Source organism: Nocardioides guangzhouensis, assembly GCF_004519545.1.
Classification (GTDB): Bacteria; Actinomycetota; Actinomycetes; order Propionibacteriales; family Nocardioidaceae; genus Nocardioides; species Nocardioides guangzhouensis.
The window spans coordinates 111,560-134,788 of the sequence record NZ_SDKM01000012.1 but is presented as its reverse complement, the minus strand read 5'-3'; the positions used below and the strand labels follow the sequence as shown (position 1 = coordinate 134,788).

Sequence of the window (23,229 nt, the reverse complement as noted above, 5' to 3'; positions counted from 1 at the left end):
CGCCGGCATGTCGTACGGCTGCAATTGCAGCCCTACAGCACCTCAGCCCGTGAACAGCGTCGCCGCCTTGCGCACCGTCTCGATCACGCCGTACGCCAGCGGGACCCCGACCACCGTCCAGGCGACCACCACCCGCGCGGTCATGCGGACACCTTCTCCCGCTGCGGCGTGGACGGCTCGTGGAAGCGCTCGTCCACGGGCCGCACCAGGAGGTTGGCGACGAACCCGACCGCGAGCACGCCGACCATGGTCAGCAGGGCGGGCCGGTAGGCCGCTGCCGTCAGCTCCCCCGGCGTCCCCTGCGCGTCGAGGAAGGCGTTGACGATCAGCGGCCCGGCCACGCCCGCTGCCGACCACGCGGTCAGCAGGCGCCCGTGGATGGCACCGACCTGGAAGGTCCCGAACAGGTCGCGGAGGTACGCCGGCACGGTTGCGAAGCCGCCGCCGTAGAAGGACAGGATCACCACGGCGAGGGTGACGAACAGCGCCGTGGACAGCGAACCGAAGAGCGCGAGAAGCAGGTAGGCGACCATCCCGACGCCGAGGTAGAGCAGGTAGATCGGCCGCCGCCCGATCACGTCCGAGGTCGACGACCAGGCGAACCTCCCGGCCATGTTCGCGATCGACAGCAGCCCGACGAACCCGCCGGCCGCGGCCGCGGTCACCGATGAGGTGCCGTTCTCGCGGAAGAAGTCCTGGATCATCGGCGCCGCCTGCTCGAGGATCCCGATGCCGGCGGTCACGTTGCAGAACAGCACGACCCACAGCAGCCAGAACTGCGGGGTGCGGATCGAGCTCGCCGCGGACACGCTCGCGGTGGTGACCAGCGCCTTCTCCTCGACCTGGTGCGGGTCCCAGCCGTCGGGCACCCAGCCCTCGCGGGGCACCCGCACCGTGAACGCGCCGAACATCATGAACGCGAGGTAGACGACCGAGAGCGTGAGGAAGAGCAGCATCACCGCGTGCCCGTCCGGGACCGACGCCGGGTCGGTCGGGTCGTACGAGTCGTCGTAGAGGCCCATCAGCCGACCGCTCAGTGGGCTGGCCACGAGCGCGCCGCCGCCGAAACCCATGATCGCCATGCCGGTCGCGAGCCCCGGCCGGTCCGGGAACCACTTGATCAGCGTCGACACCGGCGAGATGTAGCCGATGCCGAGACCGATGCCACCGATCCCGCCGTACCCCAGGTAGACCAGCCAGAGCTGGTCGGTGCCGATGCCGACCGCGGCGACCAGGAAGCCGGTCGACCACAGCACCGCGGAGAGGAACATCGCCGCGCGCGGGCCGTTGCGGTCGACCCAGGTCCCGAAGACCGCGGCGGACAGGCCGAGCATCACGATCGCGATCGAGAACACGACCCCGATCGCGGTGAGCGTGCTGTCGAAGTGCTCGACCAGCGCGGTCTTGTAGACGCTGGTCGCGTAGACCTGACCGATGCAGAGATGGACCGCGAGCGCCGCCGGCGGGATCAGCCAGCGGCTGTAGCCCTCAGGTGCGACGGTGCGCTCGCGGGACAGGAACGTCGGGACCGCCACGCTGACCTCCGAGAATGTGTCCGGCAGTCTCGGTCACTCCTTCCTACCTGCAACTGGTCCAGACCGCAACGACCTCCCGCCGCGCGCCGCGCGGCTCACGGCAGGGCGCGGTTCGCCAGGGCCGGCTCCCCCGCGGCACGCACGGGCTCGCAGACCCCGGACCGGGCGTCGCACAGGAAGGGCTCACGGGGCGGCTCCTCCAGGCTCGCGACGAGCAGCGAGGTGGCGGACAACCACTGGAGGCTGGTGTGAGGGATCGTGTCGGCGGTAGCCCGGAACCGGTCGTCCGGGAGGTCCAGCATGAGCACGCGGTCGAGCACGCCCTCGGCGCGGACCTCGACGCCGTCGAGTCCCTGCTGGGCGAACCGCGACCGGTCCGGCGACCAGGCACCCCGACCGATGGGCGTCGCGCGCACCCGGTGGAAGCGACCGTGGGCGTCGACCACGCCCTCGACCGAGGCCAGCGCGAGCCCGTGCCGGGGGTCCGCCGCCCCCACGAACGTCCAGTCGGTCATCGCGGCGAACCCGTCGGCGGTGACGTAGGTGATGCCCGAGGTGTACAGCGGGATGCCGTTGGCCAGGCCGGGCACGCCGGTCACCGTCGTCCACCGGCGGGTGGCGATGCGGTACAGCCGTACGTCGAGCGGCACGGAGGTCTGGCTGCCCACGGAAGTGACGTAGACCCGTCCGCGGTCGTCGATCCCGTCCAGCCACGCGCAGTCGGGGGTCGGGATCGCCGACCTGACGACCGGCGAGGCCGTCGCCAGGTCCGCCACGTTCAGGACGGTGCCGCGGCAGCCCGGCCGCCGCACGCTCGGCCACGCGGCGTAACGGCCGTCGTGGCTGAAGACGGGAGGACCGGAGACGCCGCTCCCCAGCCGGATCAGTCGACCGCCGGCGACGCGGTACGCGATGTCCTCACCGCCCGTCGTGACCAGCAGGGTGCTGCCCGCGTGGTGCCAGAGGTAGTTGACGCGGTCGGCGTGCCCGGGTCCCTCCCAGCTGCACCAGGCCCGGATCGGTGCCCCCTCACCGACGATCAGGTGCGGCCCGTGGGGGTCCTCGGGGTCCGGGACGCACCACGGGATCCCGGTCGACTCGACCGCCCCCAGGGTGCCCCCGTCGACCCGCGTCGCGGGGTCGCGCGCGCCGGGTGTGCGTGCGTCGCGTGCCACGACGGTCCCGAGCGCGGCGACGGCGACCACGACGGTGCCGATCGCGGCGGCCAGCACCCGCCGCTGCTGCGTGCGGGCCGCGCCGCGCTCGATCATGGCGTCGATGTCGGGCACGGGCGCCTCGTGTGCCCCGGCCGCCGACCGCAGGGCCGCACGCACGGCAGGCCCCGGGACGGGCGCCTGGCCGCCGCCACGTCCGGCTCGACCGTCGGCACCGAGGACCAGGGTCTCGGCGGACGCCTCGGCCGCGCGAACCGCGGCCAGGCCTCTCGCCAGAGCGCCGAGCGCATCGCGCTCCTGCCCCCGGATCGTCGCCGACGAGGAGCGGAGGACGGCACCGGCCTCGGCCGGATCGAGCTCCTCGTGGTGGAGCAGCACGAGCACCGCACGCTGCCGTGCGGGCAGCGCGCAGACCAAGGCCCACAGCAGCGCCGCCTCCGGGTCCGGGGCCTCGGGTGCGGCCGGGTCGGGCGGTACGTCGTGCAGCACCACCTGCCGTCGCGTCGTACGGCGGCGCGGCGCGACCAGGCAGTCGACCATCGCCGCGCGGACGAACGCCTCGGCCTCCTCGGCGGACCTGAGCCCGGCCCACCGGCGGTGCGCCCGCGCCAGGGCGTCGCCCAGCAGCCCGGTGGCCCGGTCATCGTCCGCGGCGAGCAGGTGGGCGAGGCGATGGAGCCGCGACCACCGGGCCGAGACGACGTCGACGAAGCCGTGGTCCATGGGCTGGCGGCTCAGTCCCCGGGCCGGACGCCGTTTCCCAGCGCCATCTCGCCCTCCCGGTCGAGCAGGGTGCAGGCCCCGCTCCGCGCGTCGCAGCGGTACGACGGCTGGCCGGTCGGGTCGAGGGCGGAGACCAGGACGGTCGTCGGCGACTCCCACTGGAAGTTGGTGTGCGGCACGTGCCGTGAGGTGATCCGGAACCGGCCCGCGGGCAGGTCGAGCAGCACCCGGTAGGACAGGTCGGCCGGGCGCACGACCACCCCCTCGGGCTGCTGGTCGACGACCAGCGAGCGGTCCGGCGACCACATCCCGCGGCCGATCGGCACCGGCCGCTGCTCGACGAAGCGGCCGTCGCCGTCGACGACCCCCTCGACCGAGGCCACCGGCAACGCGTCGCGGTAACCGTCGGCGTCGACCACGTGCTCCTCGCGCTGCACCGCGAAACCACGGGCGGTGACGTAGGTGATCTTGCCGGACCCGGGCGGCAGCCCGGCGACCGGCGTCCACCGCCCGGCCCACACGTCGTACATCCGGATGTCCCGCGCCCAGCCGTCGACGTAGACCCGGCCGAGGTCGTCGATCCCGTGCACGGTCGAGCAGTCGACCGCGGGCACCACGGTCCGCGCCACGGGCTTCGCGGACGCGAGGTCGAAGACGTCGAGCTCGAGCCCGCGGCAGTCGGCGTGCCGCCGGACCAGCCACGCGGCGTACCTCCCGTCGTGGCTGAACACGACGTTGCCGAACGCCGTGACGTGCAGCCACGCGAGGCGGCCGTCCGCCACGAGGTAGACGCCGTTGGAGCGGACCAGCACGGTCCGGCCGGCGTGGTGCCAGAGGACGCCCTCGCCGTCGGGGGCGGCGTACCCGCACCAGGTCTTGATCGGCGCTCCGGCCCCGACGATCAGCTCCTCGCCGCCCGGGTCGTCCCGGTCCGGCACGCACCACGGCACGGTGGTCGCTCGGACGACGTCGGGCTGCGGCCGCTCGGCGGACCGGTCGGCGGGGGCGTCGCCCCTGCCCAGGCCCGCCACCGCCCCGATGCCGGCGACCAGCGCGACCGCCGCAACCACCGCCACCAATCCGCGGTTCTGCCGCCGGCGCCGACGCTCGCGGCCGCCCCGCACCAGCGCGTCGAGGTCGGGCGCGCCCGGGTCGTGCCGGTCGGCCACGTCGAGCAGCACGCCGCGGACCTCCTCGTCCAGGCTCACCGCTCGAGCACCTCCCCCGGTGGCGCCCCGTGCCCCGGCCAGAGCGTCGGCCCGGCCCCCGCCGACGGGCCGTCGGGCAGATCGGGCACGGAACCGGCGAGACCGTCGTTGCGGGCCGCGTCGAGCCCGCGGCGTACCGCTACCAGGGCGTCGTGCGCCTCGGCCCGCACCCGCGCCGCGGAGCAGCCGAGCAGCTCCCCGACCTCCTCGGCGGTCAGGTCCTGGTGGTGCAGCAGCACGAGCACCGCCCGCTCCCGTGGCGGGAGCGCACACAGCAACGGCCACAGCAGGGTCCGGTCGACGACGCCGGTGTCCACCGGGGGCGGCGACCCCGGCAGGTCACCGGACAGCGGGTCCTGGTCGCGGCCCGGCACGCGCCGCCCGCGCGCCGCCAGCTCGCCCAACCGGGCCCGCGGCCGGAACCGGCGCTCGGTGGGGACGCAGGCGGCGACCAGGGCCGCGAGCACGTCGGCCTCCGGGTCGTCGGAGTCGCGGACCCGTGACCAGCGGGCGTGCGTCGTCTCGAAGGCGGCGCGCAGCGCGTCGTCGGCGGCGACTCCGTCGGCCGTGAGCAGGTAGGCGACGCGGTGCAGCCGTGGCCAGCAGGCCGAGACGAAGTCGGCGAAAGCCGCGTCCCCCTCCATGGCGCCTCCCGGGTCTCCCCACCAAGTAAACGCCCTTCCCGACGCCGCCGCCGCTCCCGAGACGCCATGCTGGACGCCCCGAGCAACCGAGGAGCCAGGATGATGAGCCCTGACGACGCCCGGCCCGACGGCCGGCAGCGCGCCGGCAGCGGGTCGCCGTACGAGCCCACGATCGGGTTCAGCCGGGCGGTCCGCGACGGCGACCACGTGTACGTCGCGGGGACGGCACCCGTCTGGCCCGACGGCGAGGTGGACCCGGACCACGCGGCCCAGGCCCGGCGCTGCTGGGAGATCGCGCTCGAGGCGCTGCGCGACCTCGGCGGGGACGTGGCGGACGTGGTGCGCACCCGGCAGTACCTCACCCCGCACGCCGATCCCGCGGCGGTCGGCGCGGTGCACGGCGAGGTGTTCGGCGTCGTACGCCCGGCCAGCACGATGCTTGTGGTCGCCGCCCTGCTCGATCCGCGGTGGGTGGTCGAGGTCGAGGTGGACGCGCTGGTCCGGCGGGACTCACCCCCGCGGACGTGAGAGGGAGGCCACACCCGACCCCGGCAGACGGCTTCCCGGTCGGGCGATACCCTGCCTGACGACCACGCCGAGAGACCAGGAGCCAGGGTGTCGGAGACCAAGCCGTTGGAGACCAGGCCGCTGCAGAAGGTCCTCGTCGCGAACCGGGGCGAGATCGCGGTCCGGGTGATCCGGGCCTGCAAGGACGCCGGCATCGGCAGCGTCGCGGTGTACGCCGACCCCGACCGGGACGCGCTCTTCGTCCGGCTCGCCGACGAGGCCTACTCCCTCGAGGGCGCCACCCCGGCCGACTCCTACCTCGACATCGCCAAGATCATCGCGGTCGCCGAGCGCTCCGGTGCCGACTCCGTGCACCCCGGCTACGGCTTCCTCGCCGAGAACGCCGACTTCGCCCAGGCCGTCATCGACGCCGGGCTGACCTGGATCGGCCCGCCGCCGTCGGCGATCGAGAGCCTCGGCGACAAGGTCCGCGCCCGACACATCGCGGAGAAGGTCGGCGCCCCGCTGGCCCCCGGCACCAAGGACCCGCTGGCCGACGCCGACGAGGCGGTGGCGTTCGCGGAGGAGAACGGCCTGCCGATCGCGATCAAGGCGGCGTTCGGCGGCGGCGGCCGCGGGCTCAAGGTGGCCCGCGAGATGAAGGACGTCGCCGAGGCGTTCGACTCCGCGGTGCGCGAGGCGGTCACCGCCTTCGGCCGAGGCGAGTGCTTCGTCGAGAAGTTCCTCGACCAGCCGCGCCACGTCGAGACCCAGTGCCTGGCCGACCAGCACGGCAACGTCGTGGTCGTCTCCACCCGCGACTGCTCGCTGCAGCGCCGGCACCAGAAGCTGGTCGAGGAGGCGCCCGCGCCGTTCCTCACCGACGAGCAGGTGGCCCGCCTCTACGAGTCGTCGAAGGCGATCCTCAAGGAGGCGGGCTACGTCGGCGCCGGCACCTGCGAGTTCCTCGTCGCCAGGGACGGCACCATCTCCTTCCTCGAGGTCAACACCCGCCTCCAGGTCGAGCACTGCGTCTCCGAGGAGGTCACCGGCATCGACCTGGTCCGGGAGATGTTCCGGATCGCGGCCGGCGAGGAGCTCGGGTACGACGACCCGGAGGTCCGCGGCCACTCCATCGAGTTCCGCATCAACGCCGAGGACGGCGGTCGCAACTTCATGCCCGCCCCGGGCACCCTCACCCGCTGGCACGCCCCGGCCGGCCCCGGCATCCGCGTCGACGGCGGCTACGACCAGGGCGAGACCGTGCCCGGCTCCTTCGACTCGCTGGTCGCCAAGCTGATCGTCACCGGCCGCGACCGCACCCAGGCCCTCGAGCGCTCCCGCCGCGCGCTCGACGAGTTCGTCGTCGAGGGCATGCCCACGGTCATCCCGTTCCACCGCGCGGTGGTCTCCGACCCGGCGTACGTCGCGGCCTCCAACCCGGCCGGTGAGGGAGAGTTCCAGGTGTACACGACCTGGATCGAGACCGACTTCGACAACCGGATCGAGCCCTACGCCGGCGAGCAGGACGACGCGGACGAGCCCGGCGAGCGTCAGCGGGTCACCGTCGAGGTCGGTGGCAAGCGGCTCGAGGTCGTCATCCCCGCCGGGCTCGGCGGGCTCGCCGCTCCCGCTGCGGGCGGTGCCCAGAAGCCGAAGCGGGCCAAGGGCAAGAAGACCGGCGGCGCGGTCTCCGGCGACGCCGTGGCCAGCCCCATGCAGGGCACCATCGTCAAGGTCGCCGTCGAGGAGGGCCAGACGGTCTCCGAGGGCGACGTCATCGTGGTGCTCGAGGCGATGAAGATGGAGCAGCCGCTCAAGGCGCACAAGGCCGGCACCGTCACCGGGCTCCAGGCCGAGGTCGGTGCCACCGTCACCAACGGCGCCGTGATCTGCGAGCTCGAGGACTGAGCACGCATCACCTCGTCGACCGGTCACACGCCGACAATAGTCGAGCGACTTGATAGACAAAGGTTAGGGTGATGCCCATGCCCGCCGAACCGAAGCCCTGCTGCGCGCCGACGGCCGGCCACCAGCACGGCGCCGGGCCGCAGGACCTCCCGCTCACCACCCCGTCCACGGGGCGGGCGACCGCGCCGACCGCCCTCGTCCCCGCCGGCGAGCGCAGCACCCGCGGGCAGGTTCGGATCCCCGGCGGCACGTTCACGATGGGCGACGGGTTCGACGAGGGCTACCCCGGTGACGGCGAGACGCCCGCGCACCCGGTGACCCTGGCGCCGTACCTCCTCGACGCGACGGCGGTCACCAACGCGGCCTTCGCCACGTTCGTGAAGGCGACCGGCTACGTCACCGAGGCCGAGGAGCTGGGCCTGTCGGCGGTCTTCCACCTCGCGGTCGAGGCGGAGCCCGGGGACGTCGTGAACCGTGCTGCCGGCACGCCGTGGTGGCTGGCCGTCAAGGGCGCGGACTGGCGGCACCCGGCCGGCCCGCGGTCCGGCATCGGCGACCTGCAGAACCATCCGGTCGTGCACGTGTCCTGGCGCGACGCCCAGGCGTACTGCCGGTGGGCCGGCAAGCGGCTGCCCACCGAGGCCGAGTGGGAGCACGCCGCACGGGGCGGCCTCGACGGCGCCCGGTTCGCCTGGGGCGACGAGCTCACCCCGCGCGGGCGCTGGCAGTGCAACATCTGGCAGGGCACCTTCCCCCAGCACAACACTGTCGAGGACGGGCACCTGACCACGGCCCCGGTGAAGTCCTACACCCCGAACGGCTTCGGCCTCTTCAACACGGCCGGCAACGTCTGGGAGTGGTGCCAGGACCGGTTCTCGCCGACGACGTACGCCGACCGGGCCGGCAGCGAAGTCGTCGACCCGGTCGCCCCGGGCAGCGAGGACCCAGGCCCGCGCTCCGGCGGCGACGTGCTGCGCGTGATGCGCGGCGGTTCCTACCTCTGTCACGACTCCTACTGCCACCGCTACCGGGTCGCGGCACGCTCCTCGAACACCGCCGAGTCGGCCAGCGCCAACATCGGCTTCCGGTGCGCGAACTCCGAGCCCTGACCCGAGCTTGCGAGGGTCAGGAGGAGCGAGGAGGTCGAGGGGCTCGGCTCGGTCCCGAGCCCGCGAGGGACGGAGCGAGCCGTCTCGAAACCCCGGCCCTGACTCTGCCTGCGAGCGATCAGGAGGAGCGAGGAGGTTGAGGGGCTCGGCTCGGTCCCGAGCCCGCGAGGGACGAGCGAGCCGTCTCGAAACCGCGGCCGTCGGACCGGTGACGGACCGGCCTGCGACTAGCCTGCTGCGCATGTTCACCAAGGTGCTCGTGGCCAATCGAGGCGAGATCGCCGTCCGCGCCTTCCGCGCGGCGGTGGAGATCGGCGCACGCACGGTCGCGGTCTTCCCGTACGAGGACCGCGGCTCCGAGCACCGGCTGAAGGCCGACGAGGCGTACGAGATCGGTGAGCGCGGGCACCCGGTCCGGGCCTACCTCGACCCGCAGGGCATCGTCGACACCGCGGTGCGGGCGGGGGCGGACGCGGTCTACCCGGGCTACGGCTTCCTCTCGGAGAACCCGGCGCTGGCCGAGGCGTGCGCGAACGCGGGGATCACGTTCATCGGGCCCGGCGCGGACGTGCTCACGCTGACCGGCAACAAGGCGCGGGCGATCGCGGCGGCCAGGGCGGCCGGCGTACCCACGCTCGAGTCGGTCGACCCGTCCACCGACGCCGACCGGCTGATGGCCGCGGCCGAGGGCATGCGCTACCCGCTGTTCGTGAAGGCGGTCGCCGGTGGCGGCGGACGCGGCATGCGCCGGGTGGACGAGCCGGACCAGCTGCGCGAGGCGATCGAGACCTGCATGCGCGAGGCCGACGGCGCGTTCGGCGACCCGACCGTGTTCATCGAGCAGGCCGTGGTCGACCCGCGGCACATCGAGGTGCAGATCCTCGCCGACGGCGAGGGCAACGTGATCCACCTGTTCGAGCGCGACTGCTCGGTGCAGCGCCGGCACCAGAAGGTGGTCGAGATCGCGCCCGCGCCGAACCTCGACCCGGACCTGCGCGACCGGATCTGTGCGGACGCGGTGTCGTTCGCGAAGGAGATCGGCTACAGGAACGCCGGCACCGTGGAGTTCCTGCTCGACCCGGACGGCAACTACGTCTTCATCGAGATGAACCCGCGCATCCAGGTGGAGCACACGGTGACCGAGGAGGTCACCGACGTCGACCTGGTGCAGTCGCAGATGCGGATCGCCTCCGGCGAGACGCTGGCGGACCTGGGCCTGTCGCAGGACACGGTGCGGCTGCGCGGCGCGGCGCTGCAGTGCCGGATCACCACCGAGGACCCCGCCAACGGCTTCCGGCCCGACACCGGCAAGATCACCACGTACCGCTCGCCCGGCGGTCCCGGCATCCGCCTCGACGGCGGCACGACGTACACCGGCGCCGAGGTGTCCGCCCACTTCGACTCGATGCTCGCGAAGCTGACCTGCCGCGGACGCACCTTCGACAGCGCCGTCGACCGGGCCCGGCGCGCGGTCGCGGAGTTCCGGATCCGCGGCGTCGCGACGAACATCCCGTTCCTCCAGGCGGTCCTCGACGACCCCGACTTCGTGGCCGGCCGGGTCACCACGTCCTTCATCGAGGACCACCCGCAGCTGCTGACCGCACGGTCCAGCGCCGACCGCGGCACCAAGCTGCTCACCTACCTTGCCGACGTCACGGTCAACCAGCCGAACGGGCCCGCACCGACCCGGCTCGACCCGGCGCTCAAGCTGCCGGCGCTGGACCTCGCAGTCCCTGCTCCGGACGGGTCCCGGCAGGACCTGCTGCGGCTCGGGCCGGAGGGGTTCGCGCGGGCGCTGCGCGAGCGCGATCGGGTCGCGGTCACCGACACCACGTTCCGCGACGCGCACCAGTCGCTGCTGGCGACCCGGGTCCGCACGCACGACCTGCTGGCGGCCGCCGGGCATGTCGCGCGGCTGACCCCCGAGCTCTGGTCGGTCGAGGCCTGGGGCGGGGCGACGTACGACGTGTCGTTGCGGTTCCTGGCCGAGGACCCGTGGGAGCGGCTGGCCGCGCTGCGGCAGGCGATGCCGAACCTGTGCATCCAGATGCTGCTGCGCGGGCGCAACACGGTCGGCTACACGCCGTACCCGACGGCCGTGACCAACGCGTTCGTCGAGGAGGCCGCGGCCACCGGCATCGACGTGTTCCGGATCTTCGACGCGCTCAACGACGTCGAGCAGATGCGGCCGGCGATCGACGCGGTGCGCGCGACCGGGACCACGGTGGCCGAGGTGGCGCTCTGCTACACCGGCGACCTCTCTGACCCGGACGAGTCGCTCTACACGCTCGACTACTACCTCGACCTCGCGCAGCGGATCGTCGACGCCGGCGCGCACGTGCTGGCGATCAAGGACATGGCCGGGCTGCTGCGGGCGCCGGCCGCGCGGACCCTGGTCTCCACGCTGCGCGAGCGGTTCGACCTGCCGGTGCACCTGCACACCCACGACACCCCCGGCGGCCAGCTCGGCACGCTGCTGGCCGCGATCGAGGCGGGCGTGGACGCGGTCGACGCCGCCAGCGCGTCGATGGCCGGCACCACCTCGCAGCCGGCGCTCTCGGCCCTCGTCGCGGCCACCGACCACGGCGCCCGCGAGACCGGACTGTCGCTGGACGCGGTGTGCTCGCTGGAGCCGTACTGGGAGGCCATGCGCCGGGTCTACGTGCCGTTCGAGTCCGGCCTCGCCTCGCCCACCGGCCGGGTCTACACCCACGAGATCCCCGGCGGTCAGCTCTCCAACCTGCGGCAGCAGGCGATCGCGCTCGGCCTCGGCGAGAAGTTCGAGCAGATCGAGGACATGTACGCCGCCGCGAACGACATCCTCGGCAACATCGTCAAGGTCACCCCGTCCTCCAAGGTGGTCGGCGACCTCGCCCTGCACCTGGTCGCGGTCGGTGCCGACCCGGCCGAGTTCGAGGACAACCCCGGCAAGTTCGACATCCCCGACTCGGTGGTCGGCTTCCTCGGCGGCGAGCTCGGCGACCCGCCCGGCGGCTGGCCGGAGCCGTTCCGCACCAAGGCGCTCGAAGGCCGGACCGTGAAGCACGCGGCGGAGGAGCTGACCGCGGAGCAGCAGGCCGGGCTCGCGTCCGCCCGTCGCGGCACCCTCAACGAGCTGCTGTTCCCCGGCCCGACCCGGGAGTTCCTGGAGTCGCGCGAGAAGTACGGCGACACCTCGGTGCTGCCGACCGTCGACTACCTCTACGGACTGCGGGCCGGCGAGGAGCACCAGATCGACCTCGAGCCCGGCAAGACCGTGCTGTTCGGGCTGCAGGCGATCGCCGAGCCCGACGAGCGCGGCTACCGGACCGTGATGGCCACGATCAACGGCCAGCTCCGCCCCATCTCGATCCGGGACCGCAACGTGTCCTCGGAGGTGCCGGCCACGGAGAAGGCCGACCCGAAGGACCCGCGGCAGGTCGCCGCCCCGTTCCAGGGCGTGGTCACGGTCACGGTCGCCGAGGGCGACGAGGTCGCCGCCGGCGAGGTGGTGGCCACGATCGAGGCGATGAAGATGGAGGCCTCGATCACCGCGCCGCAGGCGGGCACGGTCTCCCGGGTCGCGCTGTCCGGCACCTTGTCCGTCGAGGGCGGCGACCTGATCCTGGTCCTCTGACCCGGGGCCCGCGCCGTACCTCCGGCTCCCCTGCCCGGATACTCCCCAACGTTCGAGGGGTCCATCGGCCGTCCATAGCCCTCAAACGTTTGGGACTTATCCGGCCGGGCGGTCGGGGTACGGCGGGAGGCGGCGGTCAGGCGACGAAGGTGATCCAGGTCGAGCGGAGGCCCAGCCGGGAGCGGAAGGTGTCCCCGGAGACTGCGACCGAGGTGGCGCTGCCGTTCTTGGTGCCGACCAGCCTCATCTTCCAGATCCGGCCGCGCCACTCGCCGTTGCCGTCACGCTCGGTGACCTGGATCTTCGTCAGGTTGCCGACGCCGGGCCAGGTGCGCTCGATCTTGGCCACGTCCATCCGCACCGACCAGCTGTGGACCGGGTTGCCCGGCCAGTCGTCGTACGGGTCCTGCTGGGCCGGGAGGTAGGGGAACTGGTTGGCCGAGGTCCAGCCGCCGCTGCTCGAGCCGAACTGCGAGAACGCCGGCGTGCCCTTCCAGGTCAGGATCACGCCCTTGGTCGCGGTGATCGCCGCGTCGGAGAGGTCGTGCTCGGCCGTGTAACCGCCGTACACCTGGCACGAGGTGGTGTCGCAGATCTGGTAGTGCGCGGCCCGCGGGTGCCGCATCTCGTACGCCGCGTACGTGCGCGCCGCGACCGCCTGTGCTCGCACGGCGTCGGGCTTCCAGGACGCCGGCATCTCGAGCGGCACCACGCCGCGGAGGTAGTTCTCGACGCGGATCCAGTTGACGGTGTCCAGGTCGCTCGAGCCCTTGGCGGGGCGAGCGCCGATGAGGTAGCCGCGGTACTGCCGCGAGGTGGAGCCGTAGTAGAGGGTGATCGGGCTGCCCCCGGCGTAGAACGCGCCGTCGCCGGTCAGCACCTTCCAGCGCCGCCAGCGGTCGGTGCGGTAGTCGACCACGCTGCGGCCGTTCGTGGCCACCGCGAGCCGCCAGCGGGTGGCGCCGTTCTTCGCGAGCGTCCCCACCTCGCCGGTCGCCATGTCGCGGACCCGCAGGCCGGTGCGCGGAGCGACGACGACGTCGCGGGTGGTGTCCGCCGACACCAGCACCTTGACCCGTCCCGGCCCGGTCCCCCAGGCGGTGCCCGGGTAGTAGAACTGCAGGATCTGGCGCCAGGTCTTCCCGGCCCGCGCCGCGCCCTCCGCGCCGTACTGCGACATCCCGTGGCCGTGCCCGAAGCCGTGGCCCTTGATCGTGATCGACCCCTTCGCCGGCATGGGGTAGCTCTGGCTGACGGCGACCGCCGAGGCCGGCCCGGGCAGGGCGGGTACGACGGTGAGCAGGGCGCCGAGGACCAGCGCGAGGACCGCCCGAGGCATGGGGGACTCCGTATCAGATGGGGTGTGAGGAGGGTGGGATGGGACAGCAGGGACACGTGTGACAGGACCATGCGATCACGGATCGCGGAGGGCGGTCCACCGAACCCTGTGAACTACAGACCTGTAGTTTCCCGGGCCGTTGCTACCGTCGGTGCATGATCTGGTTGCTCCTCGCGCTGGCGGTGCTCGCGGTGGGGGCCCTCGCGCTCGCGCAGTCGCGGGACAAGCGGCGCAAGGAGCTCGCGGCGGCCGACGCGCTGAGCAAGCCGGCCAGGGTTGCCGAGGAGGACGTGACCCGGTTCGGCGAGGAGCTCCAGGAGCTCCACATCGACACCATGACCACCGAGCTCGACCCGGCGATGCGGCAGGACTACCAGCGCGCGCTCGACGCCTACGAGAACGCCAAGACGCTGCTCGCCGAGGCGAAGACGCCCCAGGACGTCTCCGAGGTCACGAGGACGCTCGAGGACGGGCGCTACGCCCAGGCCTGCGTGCTGGCCCGGCAGGCCGGGGAGCCGCTCCCCCAGCGTCGCCCGCCGTGCTTCTTCAACCCGGCCCACGGCCCCGCCCAGACCGACGTCGAGTGGGCGCCGCCCGGCGGCGTGCGCCGCGAGGTGCCGGTGTGCCTCGCCGACGCCGAGCGGGTGGCCGCGGGCGCCGAGCCCGACGTCCGCCAGGTGCGCGACGGCAACCGGATGGTCCCGTGGTACCAGGGCGGCCCTGCGTACGGCGCCTACGCCAACGGCTACTACGGCTCCTACGCGATGAACGGGCTCTTCCCCGGCTTCCTGATCGGCTCGATGATGTCCGGCTGGTGGGGCCCGGGGTACGACATGGGCGGCGACGTGAGCGGCGGGGACGACTGGTCGGGCGACGGCGGGTCCGGGTACGCCGGCGACGGGGGCGGCGACGGGGGCGGCGACGGCGGCGCCGGCGGCGATGGGGACGTCGGCGGGGACGGTGGCGGAGGCGACTACGGCGGGGGTGACGGCGGCGGCTGGGGTGGCGACGGCGGCGGCTTCGACTTCGGTGGCGGTGGCGACTTCGGCGGGGACTTCGGAGGCTTCTAGCCCGCGGAGTCACCGAGCTGCTCGCGCACCAGGAACCTCGGCACGCACATCGCCCACGCGTCGGTGACCAGCTCGGCCATCTCGTCCACGTCGAGCGCCGCCGTCCGCGCCCCCACCCAGTTGAAGCGGAGGTCCGAGGGACCGGGCATCAGGAACTTCCCCGGCTCGCTCTCGACCAGGGCGTCCCGCTCGTGCTTGGGGAAGGCGAACTCCATGAGCGTCTCGTCGCGCGAGAACGCGACGTACACCAGCTGGCCGACCCGGAACTTCACCCGGTCCCGGATCAGGTGCTCGGTGGTGCGGGGCAGCCCCATCGCCACCGCCCGCACGTCCTCGACCGTGATCACGCCAACAGGCTAGGACAGTCCACCGACAGCGGCGGCCGGCAGGGATCCCCCTACTCGGCGCCGAGGGAGTCCGTCACCTCGATCGGGCGCTCGCGCCAGACCCGGACCGAACCGGCATGTCCGTCGACGAGCCCGACGACCACCTCGTACTCCTCGCCGAGCTCGGTGGCGACGCTGATCGTCCAGGAGTTCTCGGCCGGGTGGTGCTCCTCCGCCCTCAGGGTCAACGCCTCCGGGTCCACCGAGTAGGCGGTCGCCGCCCCACGTCGTGCCCGCCTGATGGCGGCATCACGTGACGTCACAGACGCAGCGGGTTCGCCGACCACCGCCATCAGGCCCCGGAAGGCGCAGGTCACGCTGTCCTCCACGGCCACGCGCACAGGCGCCGTCGGCCCGGTGCCGGTCGTCACGAGCAGCCCGAGCTCCAGGGCGCCAGGGCTCGCACCCCAGCTGCTGTGCCACCGGTGCTGGTGGAGGGAGTAGTGCCGGGGCGCGCCGGAACCCACGTACAGGGCGGGCTCGAGGGCGGCCACGGCCAGCCGCTCGTCGAAGCCGCCCTCGTCGTGGACCCCGTGTGTCTCCGGGACCGACAGGTCGAGCAGGAACTGCACGAAGGGCAGGTCGTCGGGGTTGGCGCGGTAGCCGACCTGGACGCGCACCAGGTCCACCTGACCGAGCGTGAGCAGCGAGCGCGAGGAGTCGACCGCATCACTGGCCATGCCCTCAGCGTTGAGCCTCGGGGCAGGCTGGTCAAGGACGACGTGCGGCGGGCCCTTGCCCGGCTCCTGGGCTGGGGACATGGCTGCCGAGCCCACGCTGGTTCCGCTGGGCACCGCACTCCCGCCGTTCGCCCTGCCCGACCTGGACGGCGGGACCGTCACGAGCGACGCCTTCGCCGGGGCACCGTTGCTGGTCGCGTTCCTGTGCAACCACTGCCCGTACGTCAAGCACGTGGAAGTCGGCCTTGCCGACCTGCTCACGGGAACGCCGGAGCCGGCCGTGGTCGGCATCTGCTCCAACGACGCGGAGGAGGCGCACCCGGCCGACGGCGTGGCCGGCCTGCGGGACCAGGTCGCGCGCGCCGGGTGGGAGCGCCTCCACACCCCTGTCCTGATCCGGCGGCCCCGGCGGGCGGGCGTCAGACGTGGTGCATCCGCCGTGCGGCCTCGGCGATCGACCCGCTCATCGACGGGTAGACGGTGAACGCCTGGGCGAGCTGGTCGGCGGTCAGCGCCTCGGCGACCGCGATCGACACGGGATGGATGAGCTCGGACGCGCGCGGGCCGACCACGACACCGCCGACCACCGAACCGGTGCCCGGGCGGCAGAACAGCTTGACGAAACCGTCGCGCACGCCCTGCATCTTCGCCCGCGGGTTGCCCTTGAGCGGCAGCGTGAGCACCTCGGCCTGGACCTCGCCGTCGTCGACCGCCTTCTGCGAGCAGCCGACGGTCGCGATCTCTGGCGCGGTGAAGACGTTGGACGACACCTTGCGGAGGTCGAGCGGGGTGACCGCGTCGCCGAGGAAGTGCCACATCGCGATCCGGCCCTGCATGGCGGCGACCGAGGCCAGCATCAGCACCCCGGTGCAGTCGCCGGCGGCGTACACGCCGCGCGCGGAGGTGCGCGAGACCCGGTCGACCCGCACGAACCCGCCCTCGTCGAGGTCGACGCCGGCCTCCACGAGCCCGAGTCCCGCGGTGTTCGGGACGGACCCGAGCGCGAGGATGCAGTGCGACCCCTCGACCGTGCGCCCGTCGGTGAGCGTGACGGTCACGCTGTCTCCGGAGCGGGAGACCGACTCCATGCGTGCCTTGGACAGCACGTTCATGCCGCGGCGCACGGACACGTCCTGGAGCACCGCGGCCGCGTCGGCGTCCTCGCCGGGCAGCACCCGGTCGCGGGAGGAGACCAGGGTGACCTCGATCCCGAGCGCGAGGTACGCCGAGGCGAACTCCGCGCCGGTCACGCCGGACCCGACCACGATCAGGTGGGAGGGCACCTCGTCGATCCCGTAGACCTGCTCCCAGGTCAGGATCCGTTCCCCGTCGGGCTGCGCGGCCGGCAGCACGCGGGGCGCGGCCCCGGTGGCGACGAGTACGGCGTCCGCCGCGAGCCGCTCCTCGGTGCCGTCGCGCAGGGTGGCCACCACGGTCTCGGGACCGTCCAGCCGACCCCGCCCCTCCACGACCCGCACGCCCTCCTTCTCGAGGCGGCGCGCGATGTCGGCGGACTGGTCGGCCGCGAGCTGCAGCACCCGGGCGTTGAGCCGGGCCAGGTCGACCCGGACACCGGCGGCGTGGTCACCCTCGCGGTCCTGGAGCACGACGCCGAGCTCGCCGGCCTCGGCGACCTCGGTCATCACCTCGGCGGTCGCGATCAGGGTCTTGCTGGGGACGCAGTCGGTGAGCACGGCGCTTCCGCCGAGCCCGTCGGAGTCGACCACGGTCACCTCGGCGCCGAGCTGGGCGGCGACCAGGGCCGACTCGTAGCCGCCGGGTCCACCGCCGATGATGACGACGTGATCCATCAGGCGCTCCTCGACCACCGACTGCGCTCGACCGCCGGCATCACAGGTTGATCATGTGGCCGGCGATGCCCTCGACGGCTTCCTTCATGGCCTCGCTGAGCGTCGGGTGCGCGAAGACGTTGCGCGCCACCTCGTCAGCGGTGAGGTCCCACTTCTGGGCGAGGGTGAGCGCGGGCAGCAGCTCGGTGACCTCGGGGCCGATCATGTGGGCGCCGACGATCTCGTTGTGCTCGGCGTCCGCGACGATCTTCACGAAGCCGACACCCTCGGCCATGCCGCGGGCCTTGCCGTTGGCCGAGAACGGGAACGACGCGACCTTGACGTCGTAGCCCTTCTCCTTCGCCTGCTCCTCCGAGTAGCCGAACGACGCGATCTGGGGCTGGCAGAACGTCGCCCGCGGGATCATGTCGAAGTCGATCTCGATGGTCTCGGCGTCCGCGATGGTCTCGGCCGCGATCACACCCATCGCCTCGGCGGTGTGGGCGAGCATCAGCTTGCCGGTGACGTCGCCGATCGCATAGACGCCGTCGACGTTGGTGCGGCCGCGCGCGTCGACCGCGATCGCACCGCGGTCGGTCACCTGGGCGCCGGTGTTCTCCAGGCCGTAGCCCTCGACCCGGGGCGCGAAGCCGAAGGCGGCCAGCATCTTGTCGGCCTCGATCACCCGGGCGTCGCCGCCGTTGGCCGGGCTGACGGTGACCCGCACGCCGCTGCCGGTGTCCTCCACCGAGTCGACCTTCGTCGAGAGCAGCACGTCGACGCCGAGCTTCTTGTACTGCTTGAGCAGCTCCTTGGACACGTCCGCGTCCTCGGTCGGGACCATCCGGTCGAGGAACTCGACGATGGTCACGTCCACGCCGAAGTTCTTCATGACGTAGGCGAACTCGACGCCGATCGCGCCGGAGCCGCCGATGACGATCGAGCCGGGGAGGTTCTCGTCGAGGATCTGCTCCTCGTAGGTGACCACGTTCGCACTGGTCTGCATGCCCGGCAGCATCCGCACCTTCGCGCCGGTGGCGACGATCAGGTTGTCGCACGTGTGGGAGGTGGTGTTGCCGTCGGCGTCCTTGACGTCGATCGCCTTCGGGCCGGTGAGCGTGCCCCAGCCCTCGAGCTCGGTGATCTTGTTCTTCTTCATCAGGTAGTGCACGCCCTTCGCGCTGGCCGCGGCGACGCTGCGGCTGCGCTGGTGGGTCGGGGCGTACGCCATCGTCGGGTCGCCCTCGATCCCGAAGGTCTTGCGCTCGTGCGTGATGATGTGCGCGATCTCCGCGTTGCGCAGCAGTGCCTTGGAGGGGATGCAGCCGACGTTGAGGCAGACACCGCCCCAGTACTTCTCCTCGACCACAGCCACGGACTTGCCGAGCTGGGCCGCACGGATCGCCGCGACGTAGCCGCCGGGGCCGGCACCAAGGACGAGAACATCGAAGTGGGTCACGGCGGCCAGCCTATCGGCCGCCGCGGCGCGGCTCGCTGGCGGCCGCTGCCGCGGTCGGGGCGGTCGCCTCGATAGCCTTCGGACGTGACGTTGTACGCCGCGTACGGCTCGAACCTCGATCCCGCCCGAATGGGGGAGCGCTGCCCGCACTCGCCGCTCCAGACGACCGGCTGGCTCGAGGGGTGGCGGCTCACCTTCGGAGGCGAGGAGCACGGCTGGGACGGCGCCCTGGCCACGATCGTGCAGGACCCGTTCGAGCAGGTCTTCGTCGCGGTGTACGACGTGACGCCCGAGGACGAGGCGGCGCTCGACGGCTGGGAGTCGGCCGACACCGGGCTGTTCCGCAAGACCAAGGTGCGGGTCTCGACGCTGGCGGGCGAGCTCGTGGTCTGGGCCTACGTGCTCGACGCGTTCGAGGGCGGCCTGCCCTCGGCGTCGTACCTCGGGGTGCTGGCCGACGCCGCCGAGGCCGCGGACGCCCCGGTGGACTACGTGGCGGCGCTCCGCCGCCGCCCCTGTCGCTCCACTGGCCTCTGACTGCTCACGACAGAGGCGACAGGTCCGTGCCGTCCGGGCGGGACGCCCAACAGGACCCGAACACCCGGTCGCCACGCAGCGGTGGCTGCGGCCGCCACATCACCTGTAGGTCGAGGCCGTCGTACCGCGCGTTCCGGTAGGCCACCTCGCAGTCGCGTGCCTCGACCCGCAGCCGTTTCGCCGAGGGGTACGAGGTCAGTCCCTCGATGATCAGCAGGTGCCCGGTGGCCTCACCTTCTGCGAGGCGGCCCCACCGCTGACCGGGCACCCCGGCGCCCCGTCGTTCCTTCGACGCTGCCCGGCTCCGCCGGCGTCGGTCAGGAGCTGACTGGACCGCCGGTGGTTGGAGGACGAGCCGTCAGCCCGCGGCCGGTTCGGCCGTGTGGCAGACCGCCTCGAGGTTGTTGCCGTCGGGGTCGCGGACGAACGCGCCGAAGTAGCCGGGGTGGTATTCCGGCCACAGACGCGGCGCGTGCAGCGTCTCGGCGCCGAGCTCGACGGCCGCGGCATGGAACTCCCTGACCGCCTCGGCGCTGGGCGCAGTGAACGCGACGTGCACCTCGCGGTTGGGGCCCATCCCCTCGAAGGTGGACAGCCAGAACTCGGGCTTGTCGGTGCCGTAGCCGATGGCCACCTCGAAGTCCATGAGCCGCTCGTGGCCGAGCACCCCGAGCACCCGGTCGTAGAACGCCGCGGACCGGGGCAGGTCGGAGCAGTTGATGCCGAAGTGATCGATCATGGGTCCACCCTGCCCGCCGCCACCGACAACCGCGACTAGAGTCCTGCCGTGAACGAGAACCAGAAGCTCGCCTCCGACGCCGCCGCGAAGCTCGCCGAGCTCAGCGGCGTCCCGTCCCACGACGTCGCCCTCGTCCTCGGCTCCGGCTGGCTGCCGGCCGTCGACGCCCTCGGGGAGGCCACCGCCGAGATCGCGACCACCGACCTGCCCGGCTTCAGCGCCGCCGCGGTCGCGGGCCACTCCGGCAGGATCCGCAGCGTCCGCTCGGGTGACCGGAACCTGCTCGTGTTCCTGTCCCGGACCCACTACTACGAGGGCAAGGGCGTCGCGGCCGTCGTCCACGGCGTACGCACCGCCGCCGCGGCCGGCTGCCGCGCGGTCGTCCTCACCAACGGCTGCGGCGGGCTCGACGAGTCCTGGTCCCCGGGCACCCCGGTGCTGATCAGGGACCACATCAACCTGACCGGCCGCAGCCCGATCGAGGGCGCTCACTTCGTCGACCTGACCGACCTCTACTCCTCGCGGCTGCGCGCCATGTGCCGCGAGGTGGACCCGTCGCTCGACGAGGGCGTCTACGTCCAGTTTCCCGGACCGCACTACGAGACCCCGGCGGAGATCGGCATGGTCCGCGCGATCGGCGGCACCCTGGTCGGCATGAGCACCACGCTGGAGGCGATCGCGGCCCGCGAGGCCGGCATGGAGGTGCTCGGCATCAGCCTGGTCACGAACCTCGCTGCCGGGATCTCCGGGGAGCCGCTCAACCACGAGGAGGTCCTCGAGGCGGGGCGCGCCGCCGCGTCCCGGATGGGTGGCCTGCTCGGCAAGATCGTGCCCCGCATCTGATGCGCGCGCGTCTCGGGAGCGCCGCGCTGCTCGTCGTGCTCGCGGCCCTGGCCGGGTGCAGCGACGACGAGGGGTCAGGAAGTCCGGAGTTCGACGACGTCGCGTCGACGAAGGGCGTGCTGGCGGACCCCATCACGTTCAGCGACGAGGGGAGCACCTGCGTGAGCAGCCCCGGCACCTACCTCTACTACGCCTCCCTCACCAGCGAGGAGTCGCTGACGCTGACCGGCGTCGACCTGCTCGCGCCGCTGCGGGCCCGGATCACCGCGTCCTGGCTGGCCGAGCGGCCGGCGGACGCGGTCCTCGCCGCCGGCATGGTGCTCGGCAGCCGCCCGCACGCCGACGACCTCGAGGACACCGGCTGGACGGCGCGCCGTCCGCTGGCCAGCAGCACGGTGCGGCCGGGCGTCGACTACGAATACTTCCTGGAGCTGGAGCTCGGCCGTCCCGGTGGCTACGACGCCATCGACTTCGACTGGACCGGCGAGTCCGGCAACGGCACCAGCCGGCTCGGGGACCGGCTCGAGACCGAGGAGAACTGCGCATGAGGGTCCTGGTGACCGGCGCCGCCGGCTCGATCGGCCGGGTGCTCTGCCCGGGCCTGGTCGACCGCGGGCACGAGGTGGTCGGCTTCGACCGGGTCCCGGAGCCGGAGGGCTTCGAGGGCACCTGGCACACCGGCGACTGCGCCGACCCCGACGCCGTGCTCGCGGCGTTCGACGCGCAGCCGCTCGACGGGGTGGTGCACCTCGCCGGCAACCCCGACGAGACCAACCTCCCGGACGCGCTGCTCAGCCACACGGTCACGACCGCGGCGCTGCTCGACGCGATGGTCGCGCACAAGGTCGACCGGATCGTCTACGCCTCCTCCAACCACGCGGTCGGGCTCACTCCGCGTCAGCCGCAGGTCGGTGCCGACACCCGGCCCCGGCCGGACACGTTCTACGGCGTCGGCAAGGTCGCCGCGGAGGCCCTGCTCAGCCTGTACGCCGACCGGTACGCCATCGACGCCGTCGCCTGCCGCATCGGCTCGTTCCAGGAGGCGCCGGAGTCCACGCGGCAGCTGTCGACCTGGCTCTCCCACGACGACTGCGTCCGCATGGTGCACGCCGCCCTGACCGCGGCCGCCCCGGGCTTCGCCGTCCTCTACGGCATCTCCGCCAACAGCCGCGCCTGGTGGGACCTCGAGCCCGGGCACGCGCTGGGCTACCACCCGGCCGACGACGCCGAGGAGTTCGCCGGCCGGGTGCCGGTGACGGAGGCCGACGCGTCGGAGGCGGCGTACGTCGGTGGCCCGATGGCCGGCGCGTCGTTCCACCGCCCCGCGCTGGACCGCAGCTGATGACGACCAGCGACAGGGTGGTCTGCGACCTCACGATCTCGGCCGACGGGTACGCCGCCGGGCTCGACCAGACCGAGGACCGGCCCTTCGGCGACGACGGCGGCAACGGCTGGGGCGACCGGCTGCACGCGTGGTACGAAAACGCCTCCGAGAACCGGGCGGAGCTCGACCGGATGACCGGCGCCGGGGCGTACATCATGGGGCGCAACATGTTCGGTCCCCTGCGCGGCGCCTGGGACCGGCCGTGGAACGGCTGGTGGGGTGACGACCCGCCGTACCACGCCCCGGTCTTCGTGCTCACCCACCACGCGCGCGAGCCGCTGGAGATGGAGGGCGGCACCACCTTCCACTTCGTCACCGACGGCATCGAGTCGGCGCTGGCCCGGGCGCAGGCGGCCGCCGGCAACAGCCACGTCGCGGTCCAGGGCGGCGCGACGACCGTCAACCAGTACCTCGCCGCCGGGCACGTCGACGAGCTGCGGCTGCACGTCGTCCCGCTCACGCTCGGCGCCGGCACCCGGCTCTTCGAGGGCGTCGGGCAGCTGGACCTCGAGCAGGTGTCGTCGCGCGCGGCCACCCAGGTCACGCACGTGACCTACCGCGTGCGGGGCTGACC

23 protein-coding genes are annotated in these 23,229 nt (G+C 73.0%); 11 read left to right on the top strand and 12 right to left on the bottom strand.

Annotation, left to right across the window (positions count from 1 at the left end; all coding sequences use genetic code 11):
* Window positions 1–42: 42 nt before the first annotated feature.
* The 5 genes from EKO23_RS26670 to EKO23_RS10200 all read right to left on the bottom strand — a co-directional run bounded on the left by EKO23_RS26670 (window position 43) and on the right by EKO23_RS10200 (window position 5,285).
* The gene (locus EKO23_RS26670) at window positions 43–144 is read right to left on the bottom strand and encodes an MFS transporter small subunit (RefSeq protein WP_425464390.1); all 102 of its coding nucleotides are present in this window, start codon (window positions 142–144) and stop codon (window positions 43–45) included.
* Window positions 141–1,535, bottom strand: coding sequence for an OFA family MFS transporter (locus tag EKO23_RS10215; RefSeq protein WP_134716845.1), 1,395 nt, complete (start codon window positions 1,533–1,535; stop codon window positions 141–143). The genes EKO23_RS26670 and EKO23_RS10215 overlap by 4 nt, the downstream gene beginning before the upstream one ends.
* A 95-nt stretch (window positions 1,536–1,630) precedes the next feature.
* Window positions 1,631–3,433, bottom strand: coding sequence for a SigE family RNA polymerase sigma factor (locus EKO23_RS10210; protein ID WP_134716843.1), 1,803 nt, complete (start codon window positions 3,431–3,433; stop codon window positions 1,631–1,633).
* Between the two features lie 11 nt (window positions 3,434–3,444).
* Window positions 3,445–4,641, bottom strand: a complete 1,197-nt coding sequence (locus tag EKO23_RS10205) for a hypothetical protein (RefSeq protein WP_134716841.1) — start codon at window positions 4,639–4,641, stop codon at window positions 3,445–3,447.
* Window positions 4,638–5,285: a sigma factor-like helix-turn-helix DNA-binding protein gene (locus EKO23_RS10200; RefSeq protein WP_134716839.1), complete on the bottom strand. Its 648-nt coding sequence runs from the start codon at window positions 5,283–5,285 to the stop codon at window positions 4,638–4,640. Before EKO23_RS10200 ends, EKO23_RS10205 begins: the two co-directional genes overlap by 4 nt.
* A gap of 102 nt (window positions 5,286–5,387) precedes the next feature.
* Between EKO23_RS10200 and EKO23_RS10195 the strand changes: the two genes are divergently transcribed.
* The 4 genes from EKO23_RS10195 to EKO23_RS10180 all read left to right on the top strand — a co-directional run bounded on the left by EKO23_RS10195 (window position 5,388) and on the right by EKO23_RS10180 (window position 12,428).
* A complete protein-coding gene (locus EKO23_RS10195) occupies window positions 5,388–5,813 on the top strand; it encodes a RidA family protein (protein WP_134716867.1) in 426 nt (141 codons plus the stop codon).
* A gap of 87 nt (window positions 5,814–5,900) precedes the next feature.
* The gene (locus EKO23_RS10190; protein WP_246051008.1) at window positions 5,901–7,703 is read left to right on the top strand and encodes an acetyl/propionyl/methylcrotonyl-CoA carboxylase subunit alpha; all 1,803 of its coding nucleotides are present in this window, start codon (window positions 5,901–5,903) and stop codon (window positions 7,701–7,703) included.
* A 77-nt stretch (window positions 7,704–7,780) separates the two neighbouring features.
* Window positions 7,781–8,812 (top strand): formylglycine-generating enzyme family protein, encoded by a 1,032-nt coding sequence (locus EKO23_RS10185; protein WP_134716837.1) that lies wholly within the window; start codon window positions 7,781–7,783, stop codon window positions 8,810–8,812.
* Window positions 8,813–9,053: 241 nt separating this feature from the next.
* Window positions 9,054–12,428 carry a pyruvate carboxylase gene (locus EKO23_RS10180; protein WP_134716835.1) on the top strand — a complete coding sequence of 1,125 codons (3,375 nt, stop codon included), beginning with the start codon at window positions 9,054–9,056 and terminating at the stop codon, window positions 12,426–12,428.
* A gap of 136 nt (window positions 12,429–12,564) precedes the next feature.
* Here the strand turns inward: EKO23_RS10180 and EKO23_RS10175 are convergent, their stop codons facing one another.
* Window positions 12,565–13,767 carry a SpoIID/LytB domain-containing protein gene (locus tag EKO23_RS10175; RefSeq protein WP_134716833.1) on the bottom strand — a complete coding sequence of 401 codons (1,203 nt, stop codon included), beginning with the start codon at window positions 13,765–13,767 and terminating at the stop codon, window positions 12,565–12,567.
* 155 nt (window positions 13,768–13,922) lie between these two features.
* Between EKO23_RS10175 and EKO23_RS10170 the strand changes: the two genes are divergently transcribed.
* Window positions 13,923–14,837 carry a hypothetical protein gene (locus tag EKO23_RS10170; protein WP_167880410.1) on the top strand — a complete coding sequence of 305 codons (915 nt, stop codon included), beginning with the start codon at window positions 13,923–13,925 and terminating at the stop codon, window positions 14,835–14,837.
* On the opposite strand, the gene EKO23_RS10160 is transcribed toward EKO23_RS10170, so the two are convergent.
* Together EKO23_RS10160 and EKO23_RS10155 are read right to left on the bottom strand one after the other, a co-directional pair.
* A complete protein-coding gene (locus EKO23_RS10160; protein WP_134716831.1) occupies window positions 14,834–15,184 on the bottom strand; it encodes an MmcQ/YjbR family DNA-binding protein in 351 nt (116 codons plus the stop codon). The genes EKO23_RS10170 and EKO23_RS10160 overlap by 4 nt on opposite strands.
* A gap of 50 nt (window positions 15,185–15,234) precedes the next feature.
* On the bottom strand, window positions 15,235–15,903 hold the full coding sequence (locus EKO23_RS10155; protein WP_134716829.1) for a hypothetical protein: 669 nt from the start codon (window positions 15,901–15,903) through the stop codon (window positions 15,235–15,237).
* A 79-nt stretch (window positions 15,904–15,982) separates the two neighbouring features.
* On the opposite strand from EKO23_RS10155, the gene EKO23_RS10150 reads away from it, so the two are divergent.
* Entirely contained in the window at window positions 15,983–16,387 is a 405-nt protein-coding gene (locus tag EKO23_RS10150; protein ID WP_134716827.1) for a redoxin domain-containing protein, read from the top strand.
* On the opposite strand, the gene EKO23_RS10145 is transcribed toward EKO23_RS10150, so the two are convergent.
* Together EKO23_RS10145 and lpdA are read right to left on the bottom strand one after the other, a co-directional pair.
* Complete coding sequence (locus tag EKO23_RS10145) at window positions 16,323–17,714, bottom strand: NAD(P)H-quinone dehydrogenase (protein ID WP_134716825.1); 1,392 nt, start codon at window positions 17,712–17,714, stop codon at window positions 16,323–16,325. The two genes, EKO23_RS10150 and EKO23_RS10145, sit on opposite strands and share 65 nt — an antisense overlap.
* 40 nt (window positions 17,715–17,754) lie before the next feature.
* On the bottom strand, window positions 17,755–19,152 hold the full coding sequence (gene lpdA, locus EKO23_RS10140) for a dihydrolipoyl dehydrogenase (protein ID WP_134716823.1): 1,398 nt from the start codon (window positions 19,150–19,152) through the stop codon (window positions 17,755–17,757).
* Between the two features lie 84 nt (window positions 19,153–19,236).
* Between lpdA and EKO23_RS10135 the strand changes: the two genes are divergently transcribed.
* The gene (locus EKO23_RS10135) at window positions 19,237–19,689 is read left to right on the top strand and encodes a gamma-glutamylcyclotransferase (RefSeq protein WP_134716821.1); all 453 of its coding nucleotides are present in this window, start codon (window positions 19,237–19,239) and stop codon (window positions 19,687–19,689) included.
* Window positions 19,690–19,693: 4 nt separating this feature from the next.
* Here the strand turns inward: EKO23_RS10135 and EKO23_RS10130 are convergent, their stop codons facing one another.
* Together EKO23_RS10130 and EKO23_RS10125 are read right to left on the bottom strand one after the other, a co-directional pair.
* Window positions 19,694–19,957 carry a hypothetical protein gene (locus tag EKO23_RS10130; protein ID WP_134716819.1) on the bottom strand — a complete coding sequence of 88 codons (264 nt, stop codon included), beginning with the start codon at window positions 19,955–19,957 and terminating at the stop codon, window positions 19,694–19,696.
* A gap of 90 nt (window positions 19,958–20,047) precedes the next feature.
* Entirely contained in the window at window positions 20,048–20,428 is a 381-nt protein-coding gene (locus EKO23_RS10125) for a VOC family protein (protein ID WP_134716816.1), read from the bottom strand.
* 48 nt (window positions 20,429–20,476) lie between these two features.
* Here EKO23_RS10125 and EKO23_RS10120 point away from each other — a divergent pair, with 48 nt between their 5' ends.
* The 4 genes from EKO23_RS10120 to EKO23_RS10105 are packed head-to-tail and all read left to right on the top strand — an operon-like array spanning window position 20,477 to window position 23,227.
* Window positions 20,477–21,271, top strand: a complete 795-nt coding sequence (locus EKO23_RS10120; RefSeq protein WP_134716814.1) for a purine-nucleoside phosphorylase — start codon at window positions 20,477–20,479, stop codon at window positions 21,269–21,271.
* The gene (locus tag EKO23_RS10115) at window positions 21,271–21,819 is read left to right on the top strand and encodes a hypothetical protein (RefSeq protein ID WP_134716812.1); all 549 of its coding nucleotides are present in this window, start codon (window positions 21,271–21,273) and stop codon (window positions 21,817–21,819) included. The genes EKO23_RS10120 and EKO23_RS10115 overlap by 1 nt, the downstream gene beginning before the upstream one ends.
* Entirely contained in the window at window positions 21,816–22,613 is a 798-nt protein-coding gene (locus EKO23_RS10110; RefSeq protein ID WP_134716810.1) for an NAD-dependent epimerase/dehydratase family protein, read from the top strand. The genes EKO23_RS10115 and EKO23_RS10110 overlap by 4 nt, the downstream gene beginning before the upstream one ends.
* Window positions 22,613–23,227: a dihydrofolate reductase family protein gene (locus EKO23_RS10105; RefSeq protein ID WP_134716808.1), complete on the top strand. Its 615-nt coding sequence runs from the start codon at window positions 22,613–22,615 to the stop codon at window positions 23,225–23,227. The genes EKO23_RS10110 and EKO23_RS10105 overlap by 1 nt, the downstream gene beginning before the upstream one ends.
* Window positions 23,228–23,229 lie beyond the last annotated feature (2 nt).